The sequence below is a fragment of the Streptomyces sp. NPDC007808 genome (assembly GCF_042868655.1).
GTDB lineage: Bacteria > Actinomycetota > Actinomycetes > Streptomycetales > Streptomycetaceae > Streptomyces.
In genome coordinates this window covers 57164-81332 of sequence record NZ_JBIAEQ010000008.1, presented here as the reverse complement: position 1 = coordinate 81332, position 24169 = coordinate 57164, and the positions used below count along the sequence as shown (strand labels likewise).

The 24169-nt window shown below is 70.9% G+C and carries 17 protein-coding genes; 5 read left to right on the top strand and 12 right to left on the bottom strand.

From position 1 onward, the window contains the following. Positions 1–34: 34 nt before the first annotated feature. The gene (locus ACFYNL_RS28665) at positions 35–2692 is read right to left on the bottom strand and encodes a cellulose binding domain-containing protein (protein ID WP_388808077.1); all 2658 of its coding nucleotides are present in this window, start codon (positions 2690–2692) and stop codon (positions 35–37) included. Positions 2693–3003: 311 nt separating this feature from the next. Further along, complete coding sequence (locus ACFYNL_RS28660) at positions 3004–5919, bottom strand: glycoside hydrolase family 48 protein (RefSeq protein WP_388808075.1); 2916 nt, start codon at positions 5917–5919, stop codon at positions 3004–3006. A 474-nt stretch (positions 5920–6393) separates the two neighbouring features. Between ACFYNL_RS28660 and ACFYNL_RS28655 the strand changes: the two genes are divergently transcribed. Next, positions 6394–8109, top strand: coding sequence for a glycoside hydrolase family 6 protein (locus tag ACFYNL_RS28655; protein WP_388808073.1), 1716 nt, complete (start codon positions 6394–6396; stop codon positions 8107–8109). Between the two features lie 24 nt (positions 8110–8133). Here ACFYNL_RS28655 and ACFYNL_RS28650 read toward each other — a convergent pair whose 3' ends face one another. Further along, positions 8134–8904, bottom strand: a complete 771-nt coding sequence (locus tag ACFYNL_RS28650) for a phytanoyl-CoA dioxygenase family protein (protein ID WP_388808071.1) — start codon at positions 8902–8904, stop codon at positions 8134–8136. Between the two features lie 135 nt (positions 8905–9039). Here ACFYNL_RS28650 and ACFYNL_RS28645 point away from each other — a divergent pair, with 135 nt between their 5' ends. Continuing rightward, a complete protein-coding gene (locus tag ACFYNL_RS28645; protein ID WP_388808070.1) occupies positions 9040–9963 on the top strand; it encodes a class I SAM-dependent methyltransferase in 924 nt (307 codons plus the stop codon). Positions 9964–9998: 35 nt separating this feature from the next. On the opposite strand, the gene ACFYNL_RS28640 is transcribed toward ACFYNL_RS28645, so the two are convergent. Continuing rightward, on the bottom strand, positions 9999–10694 hold the full coding sequence (locus tag ACFYNL_RS28640; protein WP_388808069.1) for a glycoside hydrolase family 75 protein: 696 nt from the start codon (positions 10692–10694) through the stop codon (positions 9999–10001). Positions 10695–10825: 131 nt separating this feature from the next. On the opposite strand from ACFYNL_RS28640, the gene ACFYNL_RS28635 reads away from it, so the two are divergent. Further along, a complete protein-coding gene (locus ACFYNL_RS28635; RefSeq protein WP_388808067.1) occupies positions 10826–11437 on the top strand; it encodes a hypothetical protein in 612 nt (203 codons plus the stop codon). A gap of 125 nt (positions 11438–11562) precedes the next feature. On the opposite strand, the gene ACFYNL_RS28630 is transcribed toward ACFYNL_RS28635, so the two are convergent. The 3 genes from ACFYNL_RS28630 to ACFYNL_RS28620 all read right to left on the bottom strand — a co-directional run bounded on the left by ACFYNL_RS28630 (position 11563) and on the right by ACFYNL_RS28620 (position 15446). Then, entirely contained in the window at positions 11563–12396 is an 834-nt protein-coding gene (locus ACFYNL_RS28630) for an aldo/keto reductase (RefSeq protein WP_388808066.1), read from the bottom strand. Positions 12397–12500: 104 nt separating this feature from the next. Continuing rightward, entirely contained in the window at positions 12501–14327 is a 1827-nt protein-coding gene (locus tag ACFYNL_RS28625) for an AMP-dependent synthetase/ligase (RefSeq protein WP_388808064.1), read from the bottom strand. Between the two features lie 243 nt (positions 14328–14570). Then, a complete protein-coding gene (locus ACFYNL_RS28620; protein WP_388808063.1) occupies positions 14571–15446 on the bottom strand; it encodes a LysR substrate-binding domain-containing protein in 876 nt (291 codons plus the stop codon). A gap of 192 nt (positions 15447–15638) precedes the next feature. Between ACFYNL_RS28620 and ACFYNL_RS28615 the strand changes: the two genes are divergently transcribed. After that, positions 15639–16652: a bile acid:sodium symporter family protein gene (locus ACFYNL_RS28615; protein WP_388809067.1), complete on the top strand. Its 1014-nt coding sequence runs from the start codon at positions 15639–15641 to the stop codon at positions 16650–16652. Here the strand turns inward: ACFYNL_RS28615 and ACFYNL_RS28610 are convergent. Continuing rightward, on the bottom strand, positions 16588–17823 hold the full coding sequence (locus ACFYNL_RS28610) for a DUF4185 domain-containing protein (protein ID WP_388808061.1): 1236 nt from the start codon (positions 17821–17823) through the stop codon (positions 16588–16590). The two genes, ACFYNL_RS28615 and ACFYNL_RS28610, sit on opposite strands and share 65 nt — an antisense overlap. 19 nt (positions 17824–17842) lie before the next feature. Next, positions 17843–19723 (bottom strand): exo-alpha-sialidase, encoded by a 1881-nt coding sequence (locus ACFYNL_RS28605; protein WP_388808059.1) that lies wholly within the window; start codon positions 19721–19723, stop codon positions 17843–17845. A gap of 267 nt (positions 19724–19990) precedes the next feature. Here ACFYNL_RS28605 and ACFYNL_RS28600 point away from each other — a divergent pair, with 267 nt between their 5' ends. Further along, the gene (locus ACFYNL_RS28600; protein WP_388808057.1) at positions 19991–20518 is read left to right on the top strand and encodes an isochorismatase family protein; all 528 of its coding nucleotides are present in this window, start codon (positions 19991–19993) and stop codon (positions 20516–20518) included. A 97-nt stretch (positions 20519–20615) separates the two neighbouring features. On the opposite strand, the gene fdhD is transcribed toward ACFYNL_RS28600, so the two are convergent. Genes fdhD through ACFYNL_RS28585 form a run of 3 tightly spaced genes read right to left on the bottom strand, consistent with a single transcriptional unit; the run spans position 20616 to position 24168 of the window. Next, positions 20616–21479 carry a formate dehydrogenase accessory sulfurtransferase FdhD gene (fdhD, locus tag ACFYNL_RS28595; RefSeq protein ID WP_388808056.1) on the bottom strand — a complete coding sequence of 288 codons (864 nt, stop codon included), beginning with the start codon at positions 21477–21479 and terminating at the stop codon, positions 20616–20618. Positions 21480–21487: 8 nt separating this feature from the next. Next, positions 21488–22348 (bottom strand): 2Fe-2S iron-sulfur cluster-binding protein, encoded by an 861-nt coding sequence (locus ACFYNL_RS28590; RefSeq protein ID WP_388808055.1) that lies wholly within the window; start codon positions 22346–22348, stop codon positions 21488–21490. Further along, positions 22345–24168: an NAD(P)H-dependent oxidoreductase subunit E gene (locus ACFYNL_RS28585; protein WP_388808053.1), complete on the bottom strand. Its 1824-nt coding sequence runs from the start codon at positions 24166–24168 to the stop codon at positions 22345–22347. The genes ACFYNL_RS28590 and ACFYNL_RS28585 overlap by 4 nt, the downstream gene beginning before the upstream one ends. Between the last annotated feature and the right edge of the window lies 1 nt (position 24169).

The following is a 24169-nucleotide window of genomic DNA, read 5'->3' as shown; positions in this document are numbered from 1 at the left end:
GGCGCGTGCCGGGAGCCGGCACGCGCCCTGGGGCTCAACTCACCTTGCAGCCGCGGTCACCCAGCTTGAACGCGGTCGGTTTCGCGTTGGCGCCCGACCAGCTCCCCGTGAACCCGAAACTCACGGACGAACCGGCCGCCACGTTCCCGTTCCAGCCGACGTTCCTCGCGGTCACCGCAGCCCCCGACTGGGTGTGCTCGGCGTTCCACGCCTGGGTGATGCGCTGGCCGTCGGCGAAGGACCAGCCGAGCGACCAGTCGCTCCAGGCTCCGGATCCGGTGTTGGTGAGCCGCACGTCCGCCTGGAAACCGCCCGACCACTGGTTGGTGACCGTGTACGTCACCGTGCAACCGCCGGTGGGCGTCGGGTCGGGGCCGGGCCCGGGATCCGTCGTGCCGCTGTCGGAGGTGTCGCCGTAGACGACCCCGCGCCCGTTGGTCGCCACGTACACGCGCCCGTACACCCGCGGGTCACCCGTGATCGCCGCTCCCGTCCAGCCCCACTGGTGGGCGTCGTCGTTGATACGGGTCCAACTCGCGCCCTTGTCCGTGGAGCGGAAGATGCCGCGGACGCCGCCGATCTTCGCGCTGGTGTAGAGGGTCTGGTACGAGGCTCCCGGCGCCGCCTTGCCGAAACCGATCGTGTCGGCCTGCTCGACGTTCGAGAGCCTGGTGAAGTTCGCGCCGCCGTCCGTCGAGTGCCACAGACCGTACGCGCCGTCCGCCTCGCCGCCCGCCAGCCAGACGTCGCCCTCGGCCCCGGGCAGCGCCTTGAAGCGGACGCTGTCACCACTCGGCAGCCCGGTGGCCGAGGACGCGGTGAAGGTGGCGCCGCCGTCCGTACTGACGTAGAACTTCCCGGACTTGAAGCCGTAGAAGACCTTCGGGTCCACCCGGTCGGACTCGACGACCGCGCCGGCCGGGATCCCGCTCGACGTCTGCCACGAGGTGCCGAAGCCCTGCGTGTACCGCACGCCCGTACCGCCGGGACTCCACACGAACCGGCTGCCGTCGGCCGCCGCGGCCACCGTGCCGCCCTCACTGACGCCCGCAGGGTCGGTCCCCGCGAACCAGTGGGCGCCGTTGTCCGTCGAGAACGCGATGTGCGGACCGGAGTCCAGATTCCCGACCCGCACGACCGTGCTCGGGTTCGACTCGGCGAAGTCCAGGCTCGTGGTCGTGGTGAAGTTGGGCTGGGTGAACATCATCGACGGGACCTTGTCCAGGTCCGTGTGACGGAAGCCGCCGATGTCGCCCAGAGCGCTGAGCAGCGGCGCGCCCGACGGGGGAGAGGCGAGGTCGTTGACGGCCGTCTCCTCCAGGCCCCGCACCATCGGCTTGATGGTGAACTTGGCTCCGCTGTCCCAGTCGGTGAGGTTCTCGGTGCCGTAGATCGTCGCGCCCGTGCCGTACATCATGCGGTCCGAGTCGAACGGGTCGATCTCCAGGGCCTCCGTCATCCAGCCGAGCTTCGGGGCCTGCTCCGGCGGTGACGGGTCTGCGCCCCAGGTCAGCCAGGGTGACGAGGAGACGTCCATCGTGTAGCGGTTCTCGCGGGTGGGGTACGACGTGTAGTCCCACGCCCTCGTCCAGGTTCCGCCGCTGTCGGTCGAGCGGAAGATCTGGGTGTCCGGCCACCAGGAGCTGTACGCCGTCGCCATCACCGTGCCGGGCTTCAGCCGGTCGACGGTCAGCCCGCTGAAGCCGTAGTACGTGTCGGCCTCCGCCACCGGGCTGATGTCCTTCCAGGTCCCGGCCGCCGTGTCGTACCGCCACAACCGGCCCTTGCCGCCGTCGTAGGGGCCGCCCTTGTCGCTGTAGGCGAGGTAGAGGTGGCCGTTCGTCGCGTCCAGGACGCCCTTGTGCGCCAGGTATCCCGTGGGCTGCCCGCCGAGCCGGGACCAGGTCGCCCCCGCGTCGGTCGAGCGGTACACGGCGTTGTCCTTGTCGGCGACACCGACGTAGATCGTCTTCGTGGCGTTCTGGGACGTCCCCGTGGACTCGTCGAACGTGACCCAGACGATCCCCTGGTTGTCGCTGGCGTACCCGCTGGTGTCGCTCGGATCCTGCACGTAGGTACCGGCGTTGGGGAAGTTCGCCACCTGCGACCAGGTCACCCCGGAGTCCGTCGAGCGCCACAGCCCCCTGCCGCTGGGGGCGCCCAGGTACAGCACGCTGTTCTTGTTCGGGTCGACCGCCAGCCGCTCACCCATGCCGCGGCCCGGCATGTTGCCGCCCAGCTTGAACGGCAGGTTCGTCTTCTGCCAGCTGGCGCCCCGGTCGGAGGAGCGCATGACCGCGCCGTTCTTCGGGTCCCAGCTGTTGGTGTACGTGCCCACCGCCGCGTACACCCGGTTCGGGTCGACGGAGTCGGACGCCAGGCTCACCACGCCCGTGTGTCCCCAGTCGTCCCAGCCCACGGAGTCCAGCAGCGGCGTCCAGGTCTTCGTCGACTGCTGCCAGCGGTAGGCGCCGCCGATGTCGGTGCGGGCGTAGGCGAGGTTCCTCTCCTTGCGGTTGAACACGATGCCGGGGACGAAACCGCCGCCGTCGATACGGGCGTTCTTCCAGGTGTAGGTGTCGGCGGCGAGGGCCGCCTGCGGGGCCCTGTCGGCGGCCAGCGCGGGCGGAATGCCCGCGAGCAGGCCGGCCGCGAGTGCCAGCACCGCCGTGAGGATGCGGGTTCTTCGCACGGGTGTCCTTTCCCGGACGTGGGGGGAACGCAGAAGCGCGTCGGGGCAAGTGCTTTCCACGCGGGGCGGAAGTGCCGGGCGGCCCCCAGTGCGGGAGGGGGCCGCCCGGCACACAGGCCTCGCCGTCAGGTGACGAGACCGCGTACGCGGAACCTTTCAGGCGGTTCCGGGGAACAGGCGGTGCCTGCGGTGCCCCGTGAGGGGCACGGGACCGCATCCGGATGCGGCTCCGCCGCGTGAGCGCGACCAGCCACAACGGATGGGGATCCGCGGCAGGACACCGCCCGGCCCGCGGAGCGCCCGGCGGGGACCTATTCGAGAAGCTCCGCGTACGAACCCATGGCCAGGGCGATGTCCGCCTGGGCCCAGAACCGGTGGTACGTGAACGACGGCGCCGCACCGCCCGCGAGATACGCCTCGATCTTCGACCAGGCCGGGTCGTCCTTGTAGAACGAGCGGATCGAGTCGAAGGTCGACGACGAGTTGATCGCGTCGCCGTTCGGCATGGTGCCCGTCCAGCCGCTCGGGATGTGGACCGGGTCGTCGAAGCGGTTGTAGTCGGCGCGGGTCTCCGGGACGGCGATGCCCAGGTCGTCCTGGTGGTTCTTCCACATGCCGTCCAGCAGTGCCTTGGCCGTGGTCGCGGCCGCCGTGTCACCGGAGCGGTCGGCGTAGTACGTCAGGGTCTTGGCGTACGCGGCCGCCACACCGACGTCGTTGGTGTAGTCGGCGACGGTGACATGGAGCCCGTTGTTGGCGCCCGGGCTCGACGGGTTCCAGGTGTCGGGCTGCCCCGACCACTGAAGCGTCGCCGGGATCCGGAAGGTGCCGTCCGGGTTGACGGTCGTCTCGGACAGCGCCCAGTCGACCCACTTGTCCAGGACGGCCTTGGCCTGCGCGTTGCCTGTCTGCTGGTACAGCTCGGCGACCCGCTCCATCGACCACGCCTGGAAGCCGAACCACTGGTTGGACGGCGGGTCGTGGTAGACGGGCTGCTGGTCGTAGTACATGCCGTAGAAGGTCGACTTGCCGGCCGGCGGCGTCGCGTACCGCCCCGCCCAGCTGTTGGTCGCCCCGCCCGCGATCGCGCCCTCGCTGGACTGCAGCCAGCGGTAGAACTCGATCTGCCGTTCCAGGGACTTGGCCCAGTCCGCCTGCCCCGTCGCCGACTTCGGCTTCAGGTCGGCGTAGTTGGCCAGGGCGTACGCGGCCATCGGGTTCTGGTAGCCGCCGTGCGCGTGGCTGGAGCCGATGCGCCAGGCCCAGCCCGCCGAGGTGTCGGTGGCACCGCCCCAGGCGTAGTACCAGGACAGCAGGTACATCGACGCGTCCTTGCCGGTGCCGGCCGGGCAGGTGGACGGACCGACGCAGTTGCCGATCTTCTTGAAGTACTTGTCGTACATCGCGTAGCGCAGGTAGTCGCCCATCTTCGCGGCCTTGGCCACGGTCGCGGAGATCTGGCCGCCCTTGCCCTGCTCGTCGGCCCACTTGTCGGCCCAGTACGCGGCCTGCACCGCACGCGCGTCGGCGTCCGGGGCGTTGGTGAACTTCCACTGCTTGGCGTAGGAGGCGTCACCGGTGAACAGGTCCAGGTAGCCGTTCTTGCCGCCGTACTTGAAGGCGTCGCAGGTCGGGTGCGGCACCGTCTCCCACACCGACTCCTGCGGACCGCGCTGGAAAGTGTTGATGTACGACGGTCCCTGATCCGCCGGCCCCGCCGCGCACTTGCCCGGCGCGTTGCCGTAGCCGTAGACGTTGTCGACGTCCTGGATCCAGTGCATGCCGTAGATGTCGTCCGTGCCGTACGCGCTCTTCAGTTCGGCCGCGATCGGGTCCCGGCCGACCGAGACCCCGGTGTCGAGCTTGGCCGGGTACTGGTTCGGCGTGTCCAGCTCGGGCGCGTACGTCGCCGGCTTGGAGGCGTTGTAGAAGGAGTTGGCCGGCTGGTCGGCGCGGGTCGGGATCATGTACTTCTCCATGATCTCCCAGGCGCCGTTGAACTTGGACCAGTCACCCGTGACCTTGCCGTACATCGCCTGCAGCCACAGCAGGTAGCTGTAGGCCTCGGACGTGGTCTCGTGGCCGTGGTCCGGTGCCTCGACGATCAGCGTCTCGACCGAGTGGTACGGGATGCCCTCGGGTGAGAAGTAGCCGTTCGCCGGGTTGGTGATCTTGCCGTACATCTCCAGGAAGCGGGCGTCGTACACCTTCGACGCCGCGATCTGGGTCACCGTGACCGAGGCCTTCGCATGGCCGTTGGCGGACGACTCGAAGGTCGCCGAGCCGGTGCCGGAGCTGTCGGCCGTGATGGTCACCTTCTGGGCGGTGTTCCAGTTCGAGGGCGTGAAGGTGAGCGAGGCGCCGCCGGTCACCGACAGGCCGGAGTTGCCGCCGGTCCGGGCGGTGGTCACCGTCACGTTCGAGGACGGCTGGGTGGACAGCTTCACGTCGTAGGAGCCGGACTTGCCCGCCTGCACGGCCAGTTGGGTCGCTGAGACCACCACGGCGGGGCCCGAGGCCACGGTGATGCCGACGGGAGTGGACTCGGCGGACGCGCCCAGGCTGTCGTACGCCTTGGCAAGCAGCGAATGACCGCCCACGGCGAGGCTGGAGACCGACAGCGAGTAGGGCGCCGTGGTGTCCGTGCCCAGCAGCGTGGTGTCGTCGTAGAACTCGACCTTGCTGATCGACGCCCCGTCCGCTGCGGCCGCGGTCGCCGCGAGCGGGACGGCGTCACCGCGGGTGTAGACGGCGCCCGCCGCCGGGCTGGTCAGTACGGTGATGGGGGGCTGGTGGGCGCCGGTGCAGGCGGTGCCGTTGATCGCGAAGTTCGTCGGGGCCGCGTTGGCGCCGCTGTAGCTGAACTGGGCACCGGTGGAGACGGCGGCGCCGGGGGCGATCCGCTTGTTGTGCCCGGCGTCCTTCACCGTGATCGACTGCCCGGACTGCGACCAGGTGCCGTTCCAGCCGTTGCTGAGCTTCTGGTTGCCCGCGTAGCTGTACGTCAGGGTCCAGCCGTCGATGGCGTCCGTTCCGCGGTTGGTGAGGGTCAGGTCGGCGGTGAAACCCGAACCCCAGTCGTTGGTCTTGTAGTCGACACTGCACTGAAGTGCCGCTGCCTGAGCGGGAGTCGAACCCGTACTCAACATCGTCAAGGGAAGCGCCAGGGTCGCTACGACGGCCGTCCACAACCGTCGTACGGCCCTGCGTCTGCGTGGGGGATGCACGTGCTGGTTCCTCCTCGCGGCTCGGAGAGGTCAAGGCTTGAACCAGTGGGAGCGCTCCCATAGTGAGGACGGGTATGCAAGCGGTCAAGGTGCTTGAAGAGTCGAAAAGATTCGATGCGTTCAGTTGAGCGAAAGTCAGTGACTCCTCTGTCCTTCCCCGTCACTTGGCGCTAGTTTCATGGGCACCAGTGGGAGCGGTTCCATCAGTCGACGCGTCCGTCCCGACGCGCCTGATCTGCAAGGAGTCGCTCATGCGACACCCCCCGCGTTCAGTACTTTTAGCCTTCGCCGACGCGTTCGGCACCGGCACGCGCGTCAGCGCCGGGTTCCTGCCCGGTGTCCGGGACGGCGGTTCTCCAGTCACGCCACAACCCCCCACCTCGTACGGCATCGGGCCGCGTGCACACCTGCGCGCCCTCGACGGACAACTTCCCTGACGGACAACTTCCCTCACGCAGAAGGAAACCCGCACTCATGACTCGTACCAGAACAGCGATGCTCGCCGCCCTGGCGCTGGTCGCCGGGGCCTCGGGGACCGCGCTCGCCGCGGTCCCCGACGGAGTCGGCACCGCCGCCGTGCCCTGCACCGTCGACTACAAGGTGCAGAACCAGTGGGACACCGGCTTCACCGCCGCCGTGACGGTCACCAACCAGGGTGCCGCCAAGTCGAACTGGTCGGTGAAGTGGTCCTACGCCGGAAACCAGAAGGTCACCAGCGGCTGGAACGCCAAGCTGAGCCAGAGCGGGGCGGCCGTCACCGCGGCCAACGAGTCCTACAACGGGACGCTGGGGACCGGCGGTTCGGTCAGCTTCGGCTTCCAGGCCTCCTACAGCGGCACCAACGCGATCCCGGCCACCTTCACCCTCGACGGCGTGACCTGCAACGTCGACGACGGCGGCTCGGGTCCCACGGACCCGCCGCCCGACCCGACCGGTCCGCGGGTCGACAACCCGTACTCCGGCGCCAAGGTGTACGTGAACCCGCAGTGGTCCGCGAACGCCGCCGCCGAGCCGGGCGGCAGCCGCGTCGCCAACCAGCCCACCGGTGTCTGGCTCGACCGCATCGCCGCCGTCAACGGCGCGAACGGCAAGATGGGCCTGCGCGCCCACCTCGACGAGGCGCTGCGGCAGAAGGGCTCCGGTGAGCTCGTCGTCCAGCTGGTCATCTACAACCTGCCGGGCCGCGACTGCTCCGCCCTCGCCTCCAACGGCGAACTCGGCCCGACGGAGATCGGCCGCTACAAGACCGAGTACATCGACCCGATCGCCGCGATCCTCGCCGACCCGAAGTACCGCTCGCTGCGGATCGTGAACGCCATCGAGATCGACTCCCTGCCGAACCTGGTCACCAACACCGGCAGCCGTCCCACCGCCACGCCCCAGTGCGATGTGATGAAGGCCAACGGCAACTACCAGAGGGGCGTCGGCTACGCCCTGAACAAGCTCGGTGACGTGCCCAACGTCTACAACTACATCGACGCCGGTCACCACGGCTGGATCGGCTGGGACGACAACTTCGCCCCCAGCGCCGCCCTGATGAAGGAGGCGGCCACCACCGAGGGCGCCACCGTCAACGACGTGCACGGCTTCATCACCAACACGGCGAACTTCAGCGCCCTGAAGGAGAACAACTTCAGCATCAACGACACGGTCGGCGGCAAGTCGGTCCGCGAGTCGAAGTGGGTGGACTGGAACCGGTACACCGACGAGCTGTCCTTCGCGCAGGCCTTCCGCAACCAGGCGGTCACGGCCGGGTTCAACACAGGCGTCGGCATGCTGATCGACACCTCCCGCAACGGCTGGGGCGGCAGCGCACGGCCGACCGGACCCGGCGCGACGACAAACGTCGACACCTACGTCGAGGGCGGCCGCTACGACCGCCGTTTCCACGTCGGCAACTGGTGCAACCAGTCCGGGGCCGGCCTCGGCGAGCGCCCGCAGGCCAACCCGGCCACCGGGATCGACGCCTACGTCTGGATGAAGCCGCCGGGTGAGTCCGACGGCGCCAGCAAGGAGATCCCCAACGACGAGGGCAAGGGCTTCGACCGGATGTGCGACCCGACCTACACGGGCAACCCGCGCAACAACTACAACATGTCCGGCGCCCTGCCGAACGCCCCGCTGTCCGGCCACTGGTTCTCGGCGCAGTTCCAGCAGCTGATGCAGAACGCGTACCCGCCCCTGTCCTGACCGGCTGAGCAAGCCCGCCGGGGCCTAGCCCTCCTGGGCCAGGCCCCGGCGGATCGCGAACTCCACCGCCGAGTAGTGGCCGTCGGCCCGCTCCAGTTCGTACGGCTCCATCGGGTGCAGCGGCGGCTGCGCCATGAAACGGGGCCGGGTGCCGTGGTGCGGCTGGGCGGCGTGGACCAGGAAGGGGTGGCAGAGGTAGACGTCGCCCGGGCGCCCGGTGGCGTACGCGAGCGGGCGGTGCGCCGAGGCCTCGGCGACCTGGGGGCCGAGTTCCAGGAAGGAGGCGCCGGCCTCGCCGTACGGCGCCAGAACCGGCGGTACATCGAGATGCGAGCCGACCCGGATGCGGGTCGGGGCGTCGTCCTCGCCGACCTCGCTGAACAGGAACAGCATGAGCAGGGCGCGGTCCTTCGACCGCAGGTTCGTGTGCGGGTGCTGGGCGCCGTCGGGCACATAGCTGCCCTCGATGTGCCAGCCGGCGTCCGCGGGCTCCTCCTCGTGCGGGAAGCGCAGCGGGAAACTGCCCAGCGAGTAGCGTGACTGCCAACGGCCATCCCCGACCAGCATGTCGAAGGCCTCGTGCAGTACGTGGGTGTTGACGGCTGCCGCGAACGGCCCCTGCGCCATCTCGTACACCCAGTGCACGGGATCCTTCCAGGTGCCGGGGTCCTCGGGGTCGTATCCCGTCTCCCGCCACAGCAGCCGTGCGCAGTGCTCGGCGACGCGTGGCGGAAAGGCGCCCTCGATCTTCACGAAACCGTCTTCGAGGAAGCGCTCCACCATCTCGTCGTTCATGGCGCCATCGTGGGTGACCGGACGTCCTCGCCGCACCTGATTTTCTTGCGGCGTTTTGCCGTTACGGCAAGGACAGTGGCCCGGCGACGGTGCGTCGGCGCAGGCTGGCGGCATCCGGACGAGAGGCTGACCACCATGGCGCACGAGGACCACGACCACCAGCAGCAGCTTCACCAGGACCAGCACCACGGCCATCACGGCCATCACCAGGACCACAGCGACATCGACTGGGGCGAGATGGCGCCGCTGCTGGAGGCGCAGGCGGAGCTGTTCACGCCCCTGTACGAGCACGCCATGGCCTGGCTGGCGAAGCGGCAGACGGAACCGGGGCTGATCGTGGACGCGGGCAGCGGGCCCGGGGTCATCGCCTGTCTGCTCGCCGACGCCTTTCCCGGCGCCCGGGTCGTCGCCGTCGACGCCTCCGAGCCGCTGCTGGAGCGGGCCCGGGACCGTGCCGAGCGGCTCGGTGTCGCCGACCGCTTCGGCACCCTCGCCGGTGAACTCCCGGGCGCATTGGACGACTTGGACTATCCCGCCGATCTGCTGTGGGCGGGCCGCAGCCTGCACCACCTCGGCGACCAGCGCGCCGCCCTCGCCGCCTTCGCCGACCGACTGGCACGCGGCGGCACGCTGGCGCTGCAGGAGGGCGGGCTCCCGGCCCGGTTCCTGCCGCGCGACATCGGCTTCGGGCGCCCCGGGCTCCAGGCGCGCCTGGACGCGCTGGAGGCGGAGTGGTTCGCCGCGATGCGGGCGGACCTGCCCGGCTCCGTCACCGAGACCGAGGACTGGCCGGCGCTGCTCACCGCCGCCGGACTGCGGCCCACCGGAACCCGCACCTTCCTGCTCGACCTGCCCGCCCCGACCACGGACCGCGCCAGGGCCTATGTCGTCGCCTCGCTGACCCGTACCCGCGAGGGCCTCGGCGAGCGTCTCGACGCCGACGACCGCGCGACCCTCGACCGGCTTCTGGACCCGGACGACAAGGCGAGCCTGCACCATCGGCCCGATGTGTTCGTGCTCGCGGCGCAGACCGTGTACACGGCCGTGCGGGCGAAGTGACGCCCTCCTCCCTGCACGACGGCGACGGTCCGAAGTCAGTTGTCCCGGATGAACTCCCGCGCCAGCTTCTCGCCCAGTGCCACGGCCGCTTCGTGGTCCTCGATCGGCGAGACACGGGAGTTCGGGAAGAGGATGTACGTCACGCCCGAGGCCGTGCCGCCGGCCGCCGGGTCGGGGTCGATGCCCAGGTGCTCGGCGGCGGCGTAGGAGGCCTCGCCGATGATGTGCCGCGGGCCGGTGTCGCCGACGACGGCGTACAGCACCTGGTCGCCGTGGACGACGGCGGCCACACTGCCGCCCCTGATGCCCGCGGCCGCGTAGTCCCAGATACCGCTCGCGCCGGGGACGACCACGTACGGCAGGGTGTCGGACCGCAGCGGCAGGCCGTCGGACTGGTGGAACGCCGTGTCGGGCAGGAACCAGGGGTCGGTGCTCTCGTTGCACCTGTCCGTGCGCCGGCCGTCGCAGTCGATGTCCATGTCGGCCGTCCAGAAGACGGCGCCGTTCTTCCCGCAGACGGGGACCGTGGCCGGGGCGTCGGCATCGGTGCGGTACCTGCCGTTCGAGACCTGTGCGCAGGACGACACCTTCGCGAGCAGGTCGTCCGCGCCGACCGGGGCCTCCGGGCCGGACAGCGGTTCCGGGGTGCCGGAGGCCCTCGCCGGGAGCGGCCCGGCGGCCAGCAGCGCGGCGCCGAGTACCGCGGTCAGGGTCAGCAGCCGAATGCGCACGCGGGGGTTCCTCCTGCTGGGATCGTTTCCTTGCCTCATGGCCTGGTGTGCTGATTGCGGTGCCATGACCCCAGTAGAAGACTGGACATGCCGAACATTTGGGATATGAGCCCGGCTACCCGGGAGGTGTCATGTTCGTACGCGCCGTTTACACGACCGGCGATCCCCTGAAGATCGACGGTGCCATCAGGGCGATGAACACGGAAGGGCGCGACCTGCTGGAGGACCGTCCGGGATACCGCGGGGCGAGTGTCTTCGTCGACCGGACGCTCGGGAAACTCCTCGCGGCGAGCTGGTGGGACTCGGAGCAGGCCCGGCGCAACAGCGACGAGGTGCTGCGCGAGCGGCGGGCGGCGATGCTGGAGCCGTTCGCGGGGACCCTGGCGGTCGAGAACTACGAGGCGCTGGTCTTCCACCAGGTGCGCCAGCCGCTGGCGGGCGCTGGGCTGCGGCTCACCCGCCTGGAGTTCGACCCCATGGACGCGGACCTGCTCGCCGACACGTTCCGGACGACGGTCGTGCCCCGGCTGGAGACGCTCACGGGGCTGGCCAGGGCGACGCTGATGGTCGACCGGGAGCGGGGGCGCGGGCTCGGCGGCGTGCTCTTCGTCGACCACGCGTCCCTGGAGGCGTCCCGCTCGGCTCAGGCCGGGGCCAGGCACGAAGGGGCGGCCAAGGCGCACGCCACCGTGACCGGGCTGGAGGAGTTCGAGGTCGTCTACACCGACGTGCGCGGTGACTGAGGGGCCGTGCCCGGATCGGCACCCCTGCGGGTCCTTCCCGCCGGAACGCGTCCGCCCGCCGCTCGGACGGTGAGCGGCGGGCGGACGGTGTCACGGAGCCGGTGCGCGGTGAGCCCGCGCGGCGCTCAGCCCCCGAACGTCGCCGGGTCCGGACCGATGCGCCGGTCCTCGTTCAGCGCGCTGATCGCCGCGAGGTCCTCGTCGTCCAGGCTGAAGTCGAACACCTCGATGTTCTCCTTGATCCGCGACGGCGTCACCGACTTCGGGATCACGACGTTGCCCAGCTGCAGGTGCCAGCGCAGCACGACCTGGGCCGGGGTGCGCCCGTGCTTCTGCGCGATGGCGACGATCGCCGGGACCTCCAGCAGACCCTTGCCCTGGCCGAGCGGCGACCAGGCCTCGGTGGCGATGCCCTGCTCGGCGTGGTACTCGCGGGAGGCGTGCTGCTGCAGGTGCGGGTGCAGCTCGATCTGGTTGACCGCCGGGACGACCGACGTCTCGTCGATCAGCTGCCGCAGGTGCTCCGGAAGGAAGTTGGAGACACCGATCGCGCGGATACGGCCGTCGGCGTGGAGCTTCTCGAACGCCTTGTACGTGTCGACGAACGTGCCACGGGCCGGCATCGGCCAGTGGATCAGGTACAGGTCGACGTAGTCCAGGCCGAGCTTCTCCAGCGACGTGTCGAAGGCGCGCAGCGTGGAGTCGTACCCCTGCTCGGTGTTCCAGAGCTTGGTGGTGACGAAGACGTCCTCGCGGGGGAGGCCGGAGCCGGTGATGGCCTTGCCGGTGCCCTCCTCGTTGCCGTAGATCGCCGCTGTGTCGATGCTGCGGTACCCGGCCTCCAGTGCCGTGCTGACCGCGCGCTCCGCCTCGTCGTCCGGCACCTGCCAGACGCCGAAGCCCAGCTGGGGCATCTCGACGCCGTTGTTGAGGGTGATCTGGGGGACCTTGCTGCTCACGAGCTGTTGATCCTTACGGTTGTCGTCAGGTGGTACTGACATCGTCAACGATCACGGGCCGTCATGCATTCCTGACCGCCGAATACGTCCCGTCGGATCGCCCCTCAGGCCTGGTACAGCGCCTCGACCTCGGCGGCGTACGCGCTCTCGATCGCCTTGCGCTTCAACTTCAGTGAGGGCGTGAGCAGTCCGTGCTCCTCGGTGAAGGGCTGCGCGAGGATCCGGAACGTGCGGATCGACTCGGCCTGCGAGACAAGGGTGTTGGCGGCGACGACCGCGCGCCGCACCTCCGTCTCCAGGTCCGGGTCCCGCACCAGTTGCGCCGGTGTCAGCATGCCTTTGTCGCGCATCATCAGCCAGTGCTCGACGGCTTCCTGGTCGAGGGTGACCAGGGCCGCGATGTACGGGCGGTCGTTGCCGACGACGATGCACTGGGCGACCAGGGGGTGGTCACGGACGCGCTCCTCCAGCAGACCGGGCGAGACACTCTTGCCGCCGGATGTGACAAGGATCTCCTTCTTGCGGCCGGTGATGGTGAGGTAGCCGTCCTCGTCGAGGGAGCCCAGGTCGCCGGTGGCGAGCCAGCCGTCGTGCAGGGTCTCGTCGGTGGCCTTCTGGTTGTTGAGGTAGCCCTGGAAGACGTTGGTGCCGTGCAGCCAGATCTCGCCGTCGTCCGCGATGTGCACGGTCATGCCCGGGATGGGTTGGCCGACGGTGCCGTAGCGGGTGCGGTGCGGCGGGTTCGCGGTCGCGGCGGCCGTGGACTCGGTCAGGCCGTAGCCCTCGTAGATGTGCACGCCGGCGCCGGCGAAGAACAGCCCGAGCCGCCGGTCCATCGCCGACCCGCCGGACATGGCGTGCCGGATGCGGCCGCCCATCGCCGCGCGCATCTTGGAGTAGACGAGCTTGTCGAAGAGCTGGTGCTGCATCCGCAGACCGGCCGACGGGCCGGGGCCGTCGCCCCACGCCTTGGCCTCCTGGGCGTCGGCGTACTTCACGGCGACCTCGACGGCCTTCTCGAAGGCGCCGGCCCTGCCCTCCTTCTCGGCCTTGCGGCGGGCGGCGTTGAAGACCTTCTCGAAGATGTACGGCACGGCCAGGAAGAACGTCGGCTTGAACGCGGCGAGGTCCGGCAGCAGGGCGGCCGCGTTCATCTGCGGCTGGTGGCCGAAGCGCACCCGGCCGCGGATCGCGGCGACCTGGACCATGCGCCCGAAAACGTGCGCGAGCGGCAGGAACAGCAGGGTCGCCGCCTCGTCGCCCTTCTTGGAGTGGAACACCGGCTCCCAGCGCTCGATGACGGTGTCCGCCTCGTACATGAAGTTGCCGTGCGAGATCACACAGCCCTTGGGGCGTCCGGTGGTGCCCGAGGTGTAGATGACCGTCGCGACCGAGTCGGGAGTGACCGCCTGCCGGTGGCGGTGGACCACCTCGTCGTCGAGAGCGGCCCCGGCGTCGTACAGCTCCTGCACGGCGCCCGCGTCGAGCTGCCACAGCTGGTGCAGCCGGGGGAGCCGGTCGATGACGGTGGCGATCGTCATGGCGTGGTCCTCGTGCTCCACGATCGCCGCCGAGCACTCGGAGTCGTGCAGCATCCAGTAGCACTGCTCTGCCGAGGAGGTGGGGTAGACCGGCACCACCTGGGCACCGATGCTCCACAGCGCGAAGTCGAAGAGCGTCCACTCGTACCGGGTGCGCGACATGATCGCGACCCGGTCGCCGAACCGGATGCCCCGGGCCAGCAGCCCCTTGGCGAGGGCGAGCACCTCGTCACGGAACTCGGCGGAGGTGACGTCCCGCCACTGCCCGTCGGCGTCCTTGCGGCCGAGGGCCACGGCCATCGGGTCCTGCCGGGCATGCTCGAAGACGACGTCGGCCAGGCCGCCCACCGGCGGCGCCAACGCCAACGGAGGGTTGGTGAACTCGCGCAAACCCCGCTCCCCGCTCCGAATGCCTCGGCTGACGCTCCGCGCAGCGCCGTGAAAGCTACCCCACCCATGGTGAGGGCGGGAGGGGCGCAAAACCCGAGGACTGCTCACATATGCGCTGGTCAGCGCCGGAAAATCCGCGCACATGCGGAAGGGTCGGACAGAAAACTGACGGTTGAGTAAGTTTCGGACCCGTAATCTCCACCGAATCTGTACGACCCGGCTACGCCCCGACTGTCCCGTCGATCATGTCACGGGCTGACGCCGGTGCAACCGGTCCCCGCCCGCCAGGATCGTCGCCGCCAGCGCGTCCGCGGCACTCGGGGCGGCCGGGCGGCGGTGGCCGTGGACCAGGACGAAGTCCACGCGGCCCAGTGCGGGCAGCCCGAAACGGTCGGGCACACGCGCAAGGCCCGGCGGGATCAGTCCCCGGGAGTGCGCCATGACACCGAGGCCGGCCCGGGCGGCGGCGATCAGACCGTTCAGGCTGCCGCTCGTGCAGACGATCCGCCACTCACGGCCCTGACGCTCCAGCGCCTCCAGGGCGAGCGCCCTGGTGATGCCCGGCGGCGGGTAGACGATCAACGGCACCGGCCGGTCCGGCTCCAGACGCAGTCGCTCCGCGCCGATCCACACCAGCCGGTCGTGCCACACCAGCTCGCCCCGCGGGTCCTGCGGGCGCCGCTTGGCCAGTACCAGGTCCAGTTTCCCGGCGGCCAGCTGCTCGTGGAGGGTGCCCGAGAGCTCGACCGTCAGCTCCAGGTCGACCTCCGGGTGGTCGTGGCGGAAGCCCTCCAGGATCTCCGGGAGGCGGGTCAGGACGAAGTCCTCAGACGCGCCGAAGCGCAGCCGTCCGCGCACGCGGGTGCCGGTGAAGAACGCCGCCGCCTGCTCGTGCACCGCCAGGATCCGGCGGGCGAAGCCGAGCATCGCCTCGCCGTCCTCGGTCAGCTCCACCGAGTGGGTGTCCCGGGTGAACAACGGCCGCCCGGTGGCGTCCTCCAGCCGCCGCACATGCTGGCTGACCGTCGACTGGCGCACGCCGAGCCGGCCGGCGGCCTGCGTGAAGCTCAGCGTCTGCGCGACCGCGAGGAACGTCCGCAGCTGGGAGGGGTCGTACACGCGCCCAGGCTACCTGCCGTCATCGCGGAACGTGATGACAGTCAGAGTGGTATGCCGGATTCCCGATCGCGGGACACCGGAGGACCATGGAAAGGGCACGTCCGTGCCGGGAACCCGAAGTCCAGCAGAGCGACAGCCGAGTACGACAGCGAGTGGTGGAGCACAGTGAAACGCCTGCAACGGCCACGCCGGATGCCGATCGACCCGTACATCCTGCTGCTGCTCGGGACCGTGGGCCTGGCGGCCCTCCTCCCGGCCCGTGGGACGGCCTCCGACGTGTTCTCCGGTGCCTCCACGGCCGCGATCGCCTTTCTCTTCTTCCTCTACGGCGCCCGGCTGTCCACCCGCGAGGCGCTGGACGGGCTGAAGCACTGGCGGCTCCATGTCACCGTCCTGGCCTGCACCTTCGTCGTCTTCCCCCTGTTGGGCCTGGCCGCCGGCGGCCTTGTCCCGGTCTTCCTGACCCACCCGCTCTACCAGGGCCTGCTCTTCCTCACCCTCGTCCCCTCGACCATCCAGTCGTCCATCGCCTTCACCTCGATGGCCCGCGGCAACGTGCCCGCGGCGATCTGCGCGGGCTCCTTCTCCTCGCTGGTGGGCATCGTCGTCACCCCGCTCCTCGCGGCGGCCGTGCTCGGCTCCGGCGCGGGTGGCTTCTCCGCCGACTCGCTGGTCGAGATCGTGCTGCAGCTGCTCGTGCCGTTCGTCGCCGGGCAGCTGCTGCGGCGTTGGATCGGCGGCTTCGTCACCCGGCACAAGAAGGTCCTCGGGCTCGTCGACCGCGGCGCGATCCTGCTGGTCGTCTACACCGCGTTCAGCGAGGGCATGGTCCAGGGCGTCTGGCAGCAGGTCAGTCCCCTCCGGCTCGCCGGTCTGCTGGCCGTCGAGGCGGTGCTCCTGGCCGTGATGCTCGCCCTGACCTGGTACGGGGCCAAGGCGCTGCGCTTCAGCCGCGAGGACCGCATCGCGATCCAGTTCGCCGGCTCGAAGAAGTCGCTGGCCGCGGGCCTGCCCATGGCGAGCGTCCTGTTCGGCGCCCACGCCTCCCTCGCCGTGCTGCCGCTGATGCTCTTCCACCAGATGCAGCTCATGGTGTGCGCGGTCATCGCCAAGCGGCGCGCGGGCGACCCCGAGGAGACGGTCATCGGGGCCGAGTCACCCGCAGGGTCACGAACCGCGGTCGGTACAGGGACACGTTCCGGTTGAGCTGCGCCGCGGCGCCGGTCGTCTCCAGCCAGTTGACGTCGTAGCTGAGGACGAGACGCCCGCCGCCGCTCAGCTCGGGGTGCGTCTGGGGGTTGTAGGCGGCGACCTGCCCGCCCTGTGGCAGCGCCGGGCTGAAGTCCTTCGTCGGCCCGTGCCACGGGCCGGTCGGGGCGCAGGCCCAGTACGACGTCACGGTCGTCAGCCCGGCGGTGCCCGCGGCCATCGTGAACAGCACGTACGTCCCGCGCACCCGCACCACCGAGAACGCGCTGCCCACCCCCGTGCGCCGCCCGTCCCCGAGCACCGCACGCGGCCGGGCGCCCGCCCTCGCCCACCGGGAGCCGTCCCAGTACTGCCAGGCGCCGGCCTGCGCCAGCTTGCCCTCGGGCACCCGGGCGACGTAGGCGTGCGAGGCCGGCCGGGACGCGGCCTGTCCGTCGTCACCGCCGAAGACGTACGTCCAGCCGCCCTCCTCGACCAGCGTCGTGCCGAACAGGACCCGCCGGGAGGGGTCCGGAACCAGCTGCTGGTCGAGCACCTTGACGACCGACTCGACCCGCAGCTCGGGCAGTGAGAGCGTGGCGACCTCGGTGGCGGTGGGCACCCCGTAGATCCAGGGGGCCTGGCCCGCGGTGCGCACCCACAGCAGCACCCGGACGACCTGCTCGGAGGAGCCGGGGGAGCGGGGCTCGACGCGGGCGGCGACCGGCCAGCGCCACTGGTTCGGCGCCGGGTCCGGGAAGAGCGGGGCGGCGAGGGTGCTCTCCAGGCGGCCGTCACGCATGACGACCGCCGAGTTGCGCACCAGCGGAGCGGTGGTGTCCCGCCAGGTGTGGGACTCGCCGAACGGGTTGGGCGGCGCGTACACCTGTCCCAGGTAGGTGTCCGAGAACAGCCACAGCAGCCGCCCGTCCGGAAGCCGCACCGAGTGGGTGCCGTCACCGCCGGTCCAGTCGTCGGTGCGGGTGGGGTCGTCGCCGTAGCGGGCGAACTCGGCGGTGAGCTCGTCGTCGGCCGACCAGGAGGCGACCGTGTGCGGTGCGCACGTGCCACCGCCCTCCCGTTCGCCGTCGTCCGGGAGGGCGGTGAGCAGCACGGCCGCGAGAACCAGGGCCAGCAGCACTCCGAGGCCGGTTCCCGTACGATGCCGCGCTCGTGCGTCGTCGGGCACCCCTGGGACGGTAGTGGCCTCAGCGCACCTGGTCCATGGGCAGCCACAGCACGGTGTCGCGGGTGGCCGAGGACTTTCGGCCGGTGGCCTGTGCCGCGGCCTTGACCTCCGTGTCACCGAGCGCCCGGTTCCACACCCGGACCTCGTCGATCGCGCCGGTGAGGAACGCCCGGCCGTCCATGCGCTGTCCGATGTGCACGCCGAACGGCGAGTTGCGGCTGACCGAACCGGCCACGTCCGCCGTGCTGATCGCGCTGCCGTCGAGGAAGAGCGTCAGCCTGCCGGCGCCGCGCCGCAGCGCCAGGTGGTGCCACTGCCCGTCGTTGTGGGCGCCGTCGGCCCACACGGACGCGGTACGCACGGTCCTGAAGCCCTCCCGTGCGGTGATCAGGGCCCGCACCCGGTCGTTGTCGGGTTCGCCGCGCAGCCAGACCTGGGGTTGGGTGCTGCCGATCCCGCCCATCCACAGGAACGGCTGCTCACCGCTGGTGGCGGAGTAGCGGAAGAAGAGCGAGGCCGTGAAGTCCCCCGTCCCGAGGGGGAGTCGGGAGCGGTACGGCAGGCGTACGGCGTCGTCGGCGCCGTCGAAGCCGAGGGCGCGGCCGAACACGCCGTCCGTCGTGGCGGCACCGCCGAGGACCCTCGCCCGGGGCGCGCCCTGCGCCAGGTCCGGGGTGGTCGGATCGGGACCGCGGCGCGGGCCGAGCCACTCCTCGGTGAAGCGGGCGAAGCGGATCTCGTCGCGCGCGTCGACGCTGCCGGCCTCGTACAGCAGTCCCACCGTGGACGCGTCGACGCCGACCATGTCGGAGTACCCCGACCAGTCCGTGGTCACGACCTTGCCCCGGTCCGCGCCGTCCCAGACGGCACCGCCGTTCCAGGACGTCCGGACCATCATGGTGCGCCGCCGGTCGGGGTCGGCGGGCGCGGACAGCAGCATGCGGTCGCCCAGGCGGAGCGTGGCGCCCTGCACCTGAGGCGTGTACAGGTCCGGCAGGCCGCGGAACGGGCCGGTGAAGCTCCCGCCGCCGTCGCGGCTGTACGTCTGCGAGCGGTGCCCGAGGTCGGTGCCGTCCTGTTCCCGGCCGCTGATGAGGAGCGTGCCGTCGGCGCGTTCGGTGAGGGTCACCTCGGAGGGCTTCTGCCGGAAGGTGCCGTCCGCGGCGGCGACGGGCCAGGAGTCGGTGGCCCCGATGCGCCAGCTGTCGCCGCCGTCGTCGCTGACGACGAGGGCGGCGTGGTTGGCGGTGACCCGAGTGCCGTCCCAGGTCTCGGTGTTGACGCCGAGGACGAGGCGCCCGGCGTGCTTGCCCCGGGTGAGCTGGATGCCGTGCACGGGGCCGGTGGCGTACCAGGAGTTCCAGTGGGCGGGCAGTATCTCGTCGCTCAGGTCGCGCGGCTCGGACCAGGTACGCCCGTCGTCGTCGCTGTACTGCAGATGCGGAGTGCGATCGCAGGGCACGGAGCAATTGCCGCTGTCCGTACGGCCCGTGTTGTACGTCTGCGCCAGCAGGATCCGCCCGGTCCCACGGTCCACGACGGGCGCCGGGTTGCCGTGTGTGTCGCCGTCGCCCTCGTTGACGACCTGGAGCGGGCCCCAGGTGCGGCCGCCGTCCGTCGACCGTTTGAGGACGATGTCGATGTCGGCGGCGTCCCCGCAGTTGAGCACCCGCCCCTCGGCGAAGGCCAGCAGGGTGCCGTCCGCGGTCCTGACGATCGCCGGGATGCGGAAGCACGCGTACCCCGGGTCCTGGCCGGCCCGGAACAGCACCTGCTGCTCGAACGGTGGGACGCGCGCGGTGGGTTGGGACTGAGCCGGACCCGGGGCCGCGGCCGTCGCCGTGGTGGCGAGGGCCGCGACGAGGGCGGCTCTGAGGCGTGCGCGAACTCTTGACGGCATGGTGCGGGCCCGCCCTTCATCGTCTGGTCATGTGTCCAGGCAACTGAACATTCGGACATCCCACGTCCAAGGTGCGCATCGCAGACGTTAGTTGGGTCATCGCACACATCACAAGAACCGTGCACGTGTCAGCTCACGGATGGAGTACGACGTTCCCCCGGCCGCCCCGTGCCCCGACCGACACACCGGCGGCCGGACAAAACAGTTTCACGAATCTGCCGATCCGGATGTCCGGCACTCGGTGCCGAGGGCGGTTAACGTTCCGTCATGACCGCACCGCTCACGCTCGAACCCGCAGGCACCGCCCTGGTGCTCGTCGATCTGATGGACCGCATCGTCGCCCTGCCGCTGGAGCCCCGCAAGGGAACCGAAGTCCTGGCCGTCTGCGAGGAGTTGGCGACCGCCTTCCGTGCGGCGGGCGGGAGCGTCGTGCTGATCCGCGTGGAACGACCCGGCGTGGCCGACCAGCCGCCCGGCAGCGGCCTGGTGGAGGGCCTGCTGCAGGACGGTGACATCGAGATCGTGAAGCGGACGATCGGCGGATTCCAGGGCACGGGCCTGGACGACCGTCTGCGTGAACACGGCGTGCGGACCCTGGTGTTCGGCGGCATCGCCACCAACCTGGGCGTCGAGTCCACCGCCCGCGCCGCCGCCGACCTCGGCTACCACCTGGTCTTCGTCGAGGACGCGATGACCGCGTTCACGGCGGCGGAGCACGAGGCGTCGGTGCGGCTCGACTTCCCGAGGCTGGGGTCGGTGGTGCGCGCCTCGGACGTGACCTTCCCGGCCGGCTGAGCCGGCGCCGGTCGGAGGCGCACAGCGGGGCCCCTGCACGGCGCAGGGGGCGCTCCCCGCCGGTTCGGGGCCCCGCCGTCGTGTCGCGGGTGCCTGCTCAGCCCTGGGCGGCCGCGGTCCGCAGGGCGAGCCGGTGTTCGCCCGCGTACACGTTCATGGAGCTGCCCCGCAGGAAGCCCACCAGCGTCAGCCCCGTCTCCGCGGCGAGGTCCACCGCCAGCGACGAGGGCGCCGACACCGCGGCGAGGACCGGGATGCCCGCCATCACCGCCTTCTGCGCGAGCTCGAAGCTGGCCCGCCCCGAGACCAGCAGGACCGTCCGGGACAGCGGCAGGTCCCCCTGCTGCAGCGCGCGGCCGACCAGCTTGTCGACCGCGTTGTGCCGGCCCACGTCCTCCCGTACGTCGACCAGCTCGCCGTCCTCGGTGAACAGGGCCGCCGCGTGCAGCCCCCCGGTCCGGTCGAAGACCCGCTGGGCCGCGCGCAGCCGGTCGGGGAGGCTCGCGAGCAGGTCGGGATCGAGCCGCAGCGGGGGACGGTCGCCGCCGTGCGTGTCGTCGACGGGCCAGCGGGCGGTCGTACGGACCGCGTCCAGGGACGCCTTGCCGCACAACCCGCAGGACGAGGTCGTGTACACGTTGCGTTCGAGGGTGATGTCGGCGACCACCACTCCCGGCGCCGTCTTCACGTCCACCACGTTGTACGTGTTCGACCCGTCCGCGGTGGCGCCCGCGCAGTACACGATGTTCTGCAGCTCTTCCGCCGCGCCCAGCACGCCCTCGCTCACCAGGAACCCGGCGGCCAGCGCGAAGTCGTCCCCCGGTGTGCGCATCGTGATCGCCAGCGGCTTGCCGTTGAGCCGTATCTCCAGCGGTTCCTCGGCGACGAGCGTGTCCGGCCGGGTGGAGACCGCCCCGTCCCGGATGCGGATCACCTTGCGTCGTTCCGTGACTCGTCCCATGTCGCGCCTCAGTCCCGGTTCTGTACGTGCTGATAGCCGAAACGGCCCTTGATGCAGAGGTTGCCGTGGGTCACCGGGTTGTCGTGCGGAGAGGTGACCTTCACGATCTCATTGTCCTGCACATGGAGCGTGAGGTTGCAGCCCACACCGCAGTACGCGCACACCGTGGTCGTCCGTGTCTGCGCCGACTCGTCCCAGGTGCCGGCCGCCCGCATGTCGAACTCGGACTTGAAGGACAGGGCCCCCGTCGGACACACCTCGATGCAGTTCCCGCAGTACACGCAGGCGGAGTCGGTCAGGGGAGCGTCGTGCTCGACCGCGATCCGCGCGCCGAAGCCCCGCCCGGCCACGGAGATCGCGAACGAGTTCTGCCACTGGTCACCGCAGGCGTCCACGCACTTGTAGCAGAGGATGCACTTGTCGTAGTCGCGCACGTACAGCTCGTTGTCGACCCGCGGCTCCTCGCCGAGCCGCGCGGCGTCCGGCCCGAACCGGTCCGGTTTCGCCTCGTACTCCTTGATCCAGTCGGCGACCTCGGGCGTGGTCGACAGATCCACCGACGACGCGAGCAGTTCCAGGACGACCTTCCGGCTGTGCCGGGCACGCTCGGTGTCGGTCCGCACCCGCATACCCGGCTCCGCCTTCCGCGAGCAGGCCGGCACCAGCGTCCTGGACCCCTCGACCTCCACGACACACACCCGGCAGGCGTTCTTGGGCCGCAGTGTGTCCCCCGCACACAGGGTCGGGACGTCCTTCCCGGCCGCACGGCAGGCGTCGAGGACCGTGGAGCCCTCCGGTGCCCGGACGGACTCGCCGTCGATGGTGAACTCCAGCAGCCGGCGCGGGATCCCCAGCGGTGTCACGGTCATTCGTACGCCCCCAGACGGTCGATGGCGGATTCCACGGCGTTCCACGCGGTCTGCCCCAGACCGCAGATCGAGGCGTCCCGCATCGCGCGGCCGACCTCCCGGAGCAGGACGATGTCATCGGCGGCCGCGGCACCCCTGCGCTCCACGATCCGGTGCAGCGCCTCCTCCTGCCGTACGGTCCCGACCCGGCACGGCACGCACTGCCCGCACGACTCGTCGCGGAAGAACTCGGCGATGCGCAGCAGCAGCCGGGGCAGCGGCACGCTGTCGTCGAAGGCCATGACCACACCGGAGCCGAGCGTCGTGCCCGCCTCCCGGGTGCCCTCGAAGGTGAGCGGGACGTCCAGTTCGTCCGGTCGCACGAAGCCTCCCGCCGCCCCGCCCAGCAGCACCGCCCGCAGCCGCTCCCGCACCCCGGCCAGCTCCAGCAGCTCACCCAGCGTCGCGCCGAAGGGCAGCTCGTAGACGCCGGGCCGCCGCACGCTCCCGGAGACGCAGAACAGCTTCGGCCCGGTCGAGGCGCCCGTCCCGATCGCCGCGTAGGCCGGTGCCCCCATGGTCAGGACGGGCAGCACGTTCACCAGCGTCTCGACGTTGTTCGCCACCGTGGGCTTGCCGAACAGGCCCTTCTCCACCGGGAACGGCGGCTTGGACCGGGGCTCGCCCCGGTAGCCCTCGATGGAGTTGAACAGGGCCGTCTCCTCGCCGCAGATGTACGCTCCCGCGCCCCGCCGGATCTCGATGTCGAAGGCGTATCCCTGCCCGAGGACGTCGTCGCCGAGGAAGCCGCGCGCCCGCGCCTGCGCGATCGCGTGCTCCAGGCGCCTGAGCGCCCGCGGGTACTCGCCACGCAGATAGAGATGGCCGCGGTGGGCGCCGGTCGCGTAGCCCGCGATCGTCATCGCCTCGACCAGCGCGTACGGGTCGCCCTCCATGATCACGCGATCCTTGAAGGTGCCCGGCTCGGACTCGTCGGCGTTGCAGACGACGTAGTGCGGACGGTCGGGCTGCGACGCCGTGGCCTGCCATTTACGGCCGGTGGGGAAGGCGGCGCCGCCGCGCCCGACCAGGCCGGAGTCGGTGACCTCGCGGATGACCGCGGCGGGCCCCAGCTCGAAGGCCCGGCGCAGCGCGGTGTAGCCGCCGTGGGCGCGGTAGTCGTCCAGCGAGGACGGGTCGACGACGCCGACCCGCCTGAGCAGGGTGAGCGACGGGTCCCCCGCCTGCGGTACGGCCAGCGCGGCCAGCGGTTCCTCGGGCGCCGAGTCCGGCGCGCTCGCCGCGAGGACGGCGCCGGGCACGGTCGCCGGTGCCGAGACCGCCGTACGCACCGGGTCGCCGGCCTTGATCGCGAGCGCCGCCGGAGCCCGCTCGCACAGGCCCAGGCAGGGACCGCGCTCGACCGACACCCCGCTTCCGGGGCCGAGCCGTGCCTCGATCCCGGCGCAGACCTCGCTCGCCCCGGCGGCCGCGCACGCGAGGTCCGTGCAGACGTGGAGCACGGTCGCGGGGCGCGGCTTGACCGAGAACATGGCGTAGAAGGTGGCGACGCCGTACGCCTCCGCCGGCGGCACCGTCAGCCGCCGGCACAGGTAGTCGAGGGCGCCCTCGCTGATCCAGCCGATCCGGTCGTTGATCGCGTGCAGCCCCGGCAACAGCAGGTCGCGGCGGTCCCGGGCCTCGCGTCCGCCGCGCGCCCACCGCAGGTCGGCATCGAAGCGGTCGGCGCCCTCCCAGGAGGACTCCGGCGGGCCCAACAGGGCGTCCACGGCGGCCCGTTCGTCGTCCGTCGGTTTGCTGTCGCCGAAGTGCAGGTCCACT

Excerpts from the sequence above, each read along its gene's own strand:
- ACFYNL_RS28590 (WP_388808055.1), bottom strand. The coding sequence starts at position 22,348 with ATGACCGTGACACCGCTGGGGATCCCGCGCCGGCTGCTGGAGTTCACC.
- ACFYNL_RS28635 (WP_388808067.1), top strand. The coding sequence starts at position 10,826 with ATGTTCGTACGCGCCGTTTACACGACCGGCGATCCCCTGAAGATCGAC.
- fdhD (WP_388808056.1), bottom strand. The coding sequence starts at position 21,479 with ATGGGACGAGTCACGGAACGACGCAAGGTGATCCGCATCCGGGACGGG.
- ACFYNL_RS28655 (WP_388808073.1), top strand. The coding sequence starts at position 6,394 with ATGACTCGTACCAGAACAGCGATGCTCGCCGCCCTGGCGCTGGTCGCC.
- ACFYNL_RS28645 (WP_388808070.1), top strand. The coding sequence starts at position 9,040 with ATGGCGCACGAGGACCACGACCACCAGCAGCAGCTTCACCAGGACCAG.
- ACFYNL_RS28650 (WP_388808071.1), bottom strand. The coding sequence starts at position 8,904 with ATGAACGACGAGATGGTGGAGCGCTTCCTCGAAGACGGTTTCGTGAAG.
- ACFYNL_RS28600 (WP_388808057.1), top strand. The coding sequence starts at position 19,991 with ATGACCGCACCGCTCACGCTCGAACCCGCAGGCACCGCCCTGGTGCTC.
- ACFYNL_RS28605 (WP_388808059.1), bottom strand. The coding sequence starts at position 19,723 with ATGCCGTCAAGAGTTCGCGCACGCCTCAGAGCCGCCCTCGTCGCGGCC.
- ACFYNL_RS28615 (WP_388809067.1), top strand. The coding sequence starts at position 15,639 with ATGCCGATCGACCCGTACATCCTGCTGCTGCTCGGGACCGTGGGCCTG.